This is a genomic window from Wolbachia endosymbiont of Wuchereria bancrofti (assembly GCF_002204235.2).
Lineage (GTDB): Bacteria > Pseudomonadota > Alphaproteobacteria > Rickettsiales > Anaplasmataceae > Wolbachia.
The window spans coordinates 1-1309 of sequence record NZ_NJBR02000017.1 but is presented as its reverse complement, the minus strand read 5'-3'; the positions used below and the strand labels follow the sequence as shown (position 1 = coordinate 1309).

Annotated in this window: 1 protein-coding gene; it reads right to left on the bottom strand. The window is 34.4% G+C overall.

Annotation, left to right across the window (positions count from 1 at the left end; all coding sequences use genetic code 11):
• Positions 1 to 210: 210 nt before the first annotated feature.
• A complete protein-coding gene (locus CCY16_RS01055) occupies positions 211 to 1026 on the bottom strand; it encodes a transporter associated domain-containing protein (protein WP_088414286.1) in 816 nt (271 codons plus the stop codon).
• Positions 1027 to 1309: the final 283 nt, after the last annotated feature.

Sequence of the window (1309 nt, the reverse complement as noted above, 5' to 3'; positions counted from 1 at the left end):
GCTTAAATAAAGATTAAAGATAAATTTTAGGCCTAAAACATCCCCATATAAGGGGTTCTTAAGGTCTGTAAAGTGGGTTTTCTGGGCTACCTAAATTATAGCTAGGCAAAAACTATATGGCTTGCAGAAGGGTTCACTTTAAGATCCAAGCCAGAGCATATTACATCTAGAATCTACCCTAATATTATACCCCTTGCGGGAAATATTGATCTAGTTCTCGTAATCACTCAAGTCCAATATTACCTTGTTGATATAGCGCTCATTTGCATCTTTTATGACAAACTTCACGCCACTTTTGTATTCAATGATTTCATCTACAGAAGGCACTCTACCAGCGATCGAAAGAATTAGGCCACCAAGTGTAGCATAATCTTCTTCAGGATCACGTAATTCTATTTTCAAATTTTCTTCTATATCCTTCACAGGAGCCCTTGCTGATACTTCATATTTATTTTGGGATAATTTAACAATGACATGTTCAAAAGGCTCGTTTTCACTACTAATATTTGGTATTAATTCCTCTATAAGGTCGGTCATTGAAATCAAACCGTCAGTTCCACCATATTCATCCAATACAACAGCTAAGTATGACTTAGAGGATCTCATCCTAATAAAAAGACTAGTAGTCTTCATTGATGGTGGAACGAATATCACGTTTTGTATGAGGCTCCTTAGATTAAAGTTCTTGTTCTCACTAAAGAGAACGTCTTTTATATAAAAAAACCCTATTACGTTATCAAAATTGTTCTTATAGATTAATATTTTAGTGAGGCAAGTACCTTTCACCTTTTTTATTATCTCATGTCTGCTTGACTCAATGTCTACTGCGCATATTTCCGTACGTGGGGTCATTATATCAATTATATTGCAATCGTGGAACTTCAGCAGACCATTAAATATACTAAGGTCCGGTAGATCTTTCATTAACGCTTCGGTTGCACACTTCTTTAACATGCGGATCCTTTTGAAAAAAAATAGGAAAGCCCCATATGCTATTTTTTCTATCAAAGTTCTTTTTTTACTCAGTCTGCTTCCTGTAATAGCCAAAACGTTCTTAGATCAGATTTATCAAGAGAACTGTTGTCAAATGTTTAATAAGCATGTGAATAATGTCAAACTAATTTGTGAATTACTTGTCGATACCAGATATTAACAATTGACCAACAGTTTTTTCACTGGCATATACACAAGTATGCAACAGCTTACAATACAAAACCCCTTTCCATAAGAGAAGATTACTAACACTCTAAACATTCCACTTATACACACAAATTATAGTAGAAAATCAATGGTATGCAGAAGTTACTAA